This window comes from Corynebacterium sp., assembly GCF_012838985.1.
Classification (GTDB): Bacteria; Actinomycetota; Actinomycetes; order Mycobacteriales; family Mycobacteriaceae; genus Corynebacterium.
The window spans coordinates 1-4,382 of sequence record NZ_DUOE01000202.1; the positions used below are offsets into that span (position 1 = coordinate 1).

3 protein-coding genes are annotated in these 4,382 nt (G+C 66.9%); 2 read left to right on the forward strand and 1 reads right to left on the reverse strand.

Going from position 1 to position 4,382, the window contains the following annotated elements:
* Positions 1-391, reverse strand: a 391-nt coding sequence (locus GXZ33_RS11400) for a DEAD/DEAH box helicase (protein WP_291341200.1), incomplete at its 3' end; no start/stop codon positions are given.
* Between the two features lie 277 nt (positions 392-668).
* On the opposite strand from GXZ33_RS11400, the gene GXZ33_RS11405 reads away from it, so the two are divergent.
* Entirely contained in the window at positions 669-872 is a 204-nt protein-coding gene (locus GXZ33_RS11405) for a cold-shock protein (protein ID WP_291341202.1), read from the forward strand.
* A 369-nt stretch (positions 873-1,241) separates the two neighbouring features.
* Positions 1,242-4,223, forward strand: a complete 2,982-nt coding sequence (topA, locus tag GXZ33_RS11410; protein WP_291341204.1) for a type I DNA topoisomerase — start codon at positions 1,242-1,244, stop codon at positions 4,221-4,223.
* Positions 4,224-4,382: the final 159 nt, after the last annotated feature.

A 4,382-nucleotide genomic window follows, 5' to 3' on the forward strand; every position in this document is an offset into this window, starting at 1 on the left:
CCGCGCGGGTGAGCGCGGAGACCGTCTGCAGCTGATCGGAGCCCAGGGCCTTCGTCGGGGTGAGGTAGAGGGCACAGGCGGTGGGGTCCGCGGCGAGGGCGCTGAGAACCGGCAGGAGATAACCGAGCGACTTGCCCGAGGAGGTGCCGGTGGCCACGACGACGTCCGTACCCCCGTGCGCGAGCTCCGCGGTGGCCGCCTGGTGGCTGTAGAGCGCCGGAATGCCCCCGTCGACGAGATATTCACGCAACGGGGGGTGGATCCACGTCGGCCAGGGGCCGAATTCCGCGGGGCAGGCGGGCTGCACCGTGGAATAGGTGCAGGTGGAGGCGGGGAAACGGCGGGTGATCGCGGCGGTGAGTTCTTCGCCCAGGTGGTGCGGACCCGTCATCTTGATCACCCCTGTATGTGGGAGAGCCCCCGGCTTTTAGGGGTCTTTTTGACCCGGAATTGACGTAAGACTATCGCGGCGACCTAATCCGTGACACACTAGGTCCCGGTCGCTGTTTCTGTGCGTTACGTTTACGTGCTCGCAAGGGATTTATACGCGAGCACCCGAATCACCGCTCCAACCTGGGGATGGTGGTCCATCGGGGGTTCGATACGACCCGGTTGTCCGGCATGTGCCGGCGCCGTACCACCTCCACATCAAGAAATAGGTTTTTAACATGGCACAGGGAACTGTGAAGTGGTTCAACGCTGAGAAGGGCTTCGGCTTCATCGCTCCGGCAGATGGCTCCGCTGACGTCTTCGTCCACTACTCCGAGATCCAGGGCGCGGGCTTCCGTACCCTCGAGGAGAACCAGCAGGTCGAGTTCGAGATCGGTGAGGGCGCCAAGGGCCCGCAGGCTCAGGCTGTCCGTCCGCTCTAAGCCACATCGGCTCTTCAATGAGCAACTTCAAGGAAACTCTCGGCCAGTAGGTTCGATATAGTTTTCTCGCAGCGACCGTCCACCCGTCAAGGGAGGACGGTCTTTGTTGTTTCCGGCTTGTCGACGTCGAGAAGCCTCGGGGGCGTTAGCCGGTACACTCCCCGGATTTACGCCCCCGAAATTCGGGGAGTGTACCGGCGATCGACCTCCGCCGTGACCCATTGCGGAACGGATCGGGTGCACCGGCCACAGGAGCACCATTAGATACTGTGTAACGTGTTGACCTGAACCGGGTCTGGACTAAAGTCACCCGGAAGGACGGTTTGCCCGTCAAACAGTAATGCGCTAGATGAGAGGGAAGTTCTCCCAGTGGCAGAAGCGAAGGGACCGGGGAAGACCCTGGTCATTGTGGAGTCGTCGACCAAGGCGAAGAAGATCCAGCCCTACCTGGGCGACGACTATATCGTCGAGGCCTCGGTCGGCCACATCCGTGACCTTCCACGCGGCGCCGCCGACGTCCCCGCGAAATACAAGAAGGAACCGTGGGCCCGCCTCGGCGTCGACACGGAGAACGGCTTCGCCCCTCTCTACGTGGTCAGCCCCGACAAGAAGAAGAAGGTCGCCGACCTCCGGGCGAAGCTGAAGCTCTGCGACGAGCTCCTGCTGGCCACTGACCCCGACCGTGAGGGCGAGGCCATCGCCTGGCACCTGCTCGAGGTGCTCAAGCCGACGGTGCCGGTGCGCCGCATGGTGTTCAACGAGATCACCAAGCCCGCCATCCTGGCCGCCGCAGAGAACACCCGTGACCTGGACGAGAACCTCGTCGACGCCCAGGAGACCCGTCGTATCCTCGACCGTCTCTACGGCTACGAGGTGTCCCCGGTGCTGTGGAAGAAGGTCATGCCGCGCCTGTCGGCCGGCCGTGTCCAGTCGGTGGCCACCCGCGTCATCGTCGAGCGGGAGCGGGAGCGCATGGCGTTCATCTCCGCCGAGTACTGGGACCTCAGCGCCGACCTGGACACCGGTGCCACCCGCGCCGCGTCCGACCCGGACAACCCGACCTCCTTCCAGGCGAAGCTGGCGACCCTCGACGGTCGGCGCGTCGCCCAGGGACGTGACTTCGATGACCGGGGCCGGCTCAAGGGTGACGCGGTGGTCGTCGGCAAGCAGCAGGCGGAGGCGCTGGCTGAGGCGCTGCAGGGCGTCGACATGCAGGTCTCCGGCGTGGAGGAGAAGCCCTACACGCGCCGCCCGTACGCCCCGTTCATGACGTCGACCCTCCAGCAGGAGGCGGGCCGCAAGCTGCACTACACCTCGGACCGTACGATGCGTATCGCGCAGCGTCTGTACGAGAACGGCCACATCACCTACATGCGTACCGACTCGACCTCGCTCTCCGAGCAGGGTCTCACCGCGGCCCGCGAGCAGGCCCGGGAGCTCTACGGTGACGCCTTCGTGGCGGACTCCCCGCGCCGCTACGACCGCAAGTCCAAGAACTCGCAGGAGGCCCACGAGGCGATCCGCCCCGCCGGTGAGCGCTTCGCCACCCCCGGTGAGCTGCACAGCAAGCTCGACGCGGAGGAGTTCAGGCTCTACGAGCTGATCTGGCAGCGCACGGTCGCCTCGCAGATGTCGGACGCGAAGGGCACCTCGCTGAAGGTGACCATCGCCGGCACCGCCCGCACCGGTGAGCAGACCGAGTTCTCCGCCACCGGCCGCACCATCACCTTCCCGGGTTTCCTCCGCGCCTACGTGGAGACCTCCCGCCTGGCCGACGGCCGCGACGTCGCCGACAACGCCGAGAAGCGTCTGCCGAACCTCTCCGAGGGCGATCCGCTCAAGGCCACCGAGGTCTCCGCGGACGGGCACGCCACGAACCCGCCGGCCCGCTACACCGAGGCCAGCCTGGTCAAGAAGATGGAGGAGCTGGGTATCGGCCGTCCGTCGACCTACGCCTCGATCATCAAGACCATCCAGGACCGCGGCTACGTCGTGCCCCGCGGTAACGCACTCGTGCCCAGCTGGGTGGCGTTCGCGGTCGTTGGGCTGCTGGAGAACAACTTCACCCCGCTCGTCGACTACGACTTCACCTCCTCGATGGAGGATGAGCTGGACATGATCGCCGCCGGCGAGGAGGACCGCACCGAGTGGCTCACCGGCTTCTACTTCGGTGACGCCGAGGCGGACGACAACACTGCCGAGTCCATCGCCCGTCACGGCGGCCTGAAGGCGCTCGTCGGTGAGAACCTCGAGCACATCGACGCCCGCGCGGTGAACTCCCTGCACCTGTTCGACGACGAGGAGGGACGCCCGGTCTTCGTCCGCGTCGGCCGTTACGGCCCGTACATCGAGCGCAAGGTCGGCGAGACCGCGGAGGGGGAGCCGGAGTACCAGCGCGCCAACCTGCCGGAGTCGACCACCCCGGACGAGCTCAACCTCGAGCTGGCGGAGAAGCTCTTCGCCACCCCGCAGGGGGGCCGCGAGCTGGGCCTCAACCCGGCCAACGGCCGCATGATCGTGGCGAAGGAGGGCCGTTACGGCCCGTACGTCACCGAGGTCGTGCGTGATGACGAGCGTGCCACCGCCGAGGCCGCCGCCGAGGAGATCGTTGCGCAGGAGCGTGCCGAGGAGGACGCCCAGCGTGCCGCCGACGGCATGCGCGCCAAGAACTGGGGCACCAAGACCGCGGCCGCGCAGAAGGAGAAGCGCATCAACGCCCTGGTCGAGGAGAACCTCAAGCCGGGCACCGCCTCCCTCTTCGCCTCCATGGAGCCCTCGACGGTCACCCTCGAGGACGCCCTGAAGCTGCTCAGCCTGCCCCGTGAGGTCGGCGTCGACCCGGTGGACAACGAGGTCATCACCGCGCAGAACGGCCGTTACGGCCCGTACCTGAAGAAGGGCACGGACTCCCGTTCCCTGTCCTCCGAGGACCAGATCTTCTCCATCACCCTGGAGGAGGCACGTCGTATCTACGCGGAGCCGAAGCGTCGTGGTCGCGCAGCCGCGCAGCCGCCGTTGAAGATGCTCGGCGACAACGACGTCTCCGGCAAGCCGATGTCCGTCAAGGACGGCCGTTTCGGCCCGTACGTCACCGACGGCACGACCAACGCGTCGCTGCGCAAGGGTGACAGCCCGGAGACGATCACCGACGCCCGCGCCAACGAGCTGCTCTCCGAGCGTCGTGCGAAGGAGGCCGCCGACGGCGGTACCTCGGCGCGCAAGGCCACGAAGAAGACGACCAAGAAGACGACCAAGAAGACCACGAAGAAGACGTCCGCCAAGAAGACCACCCGTAAGGCCCCCTCCCCGGGGACCAAGCGCGTGATCAAGGCCGGTACCCGCAAGAAGTAGGCGCGGGTGTCCCGGCTGCGGCGTCTCGCCTTCTGGGTGGCCGGCGGGGCGTACGCCGCCTCGCGGGCCGTCGGTTCGCGGCGTCTGCAGGCGGTGTCGAAGCCGTTGGTCGTCCCCCTGCTTCTCGACGTTCCCCTCGCCGCTCCCCGCCCCCCCCCC

Coding starts and splice junctions, on each gene's coding strand:
- GXZ33_RS11405 (WP_291341202.1), top strand. CDS start 669: ATGGCACAGGGAACTGTGAAGTGGTTCAACGCTGAGAAGGGCTTCGGC.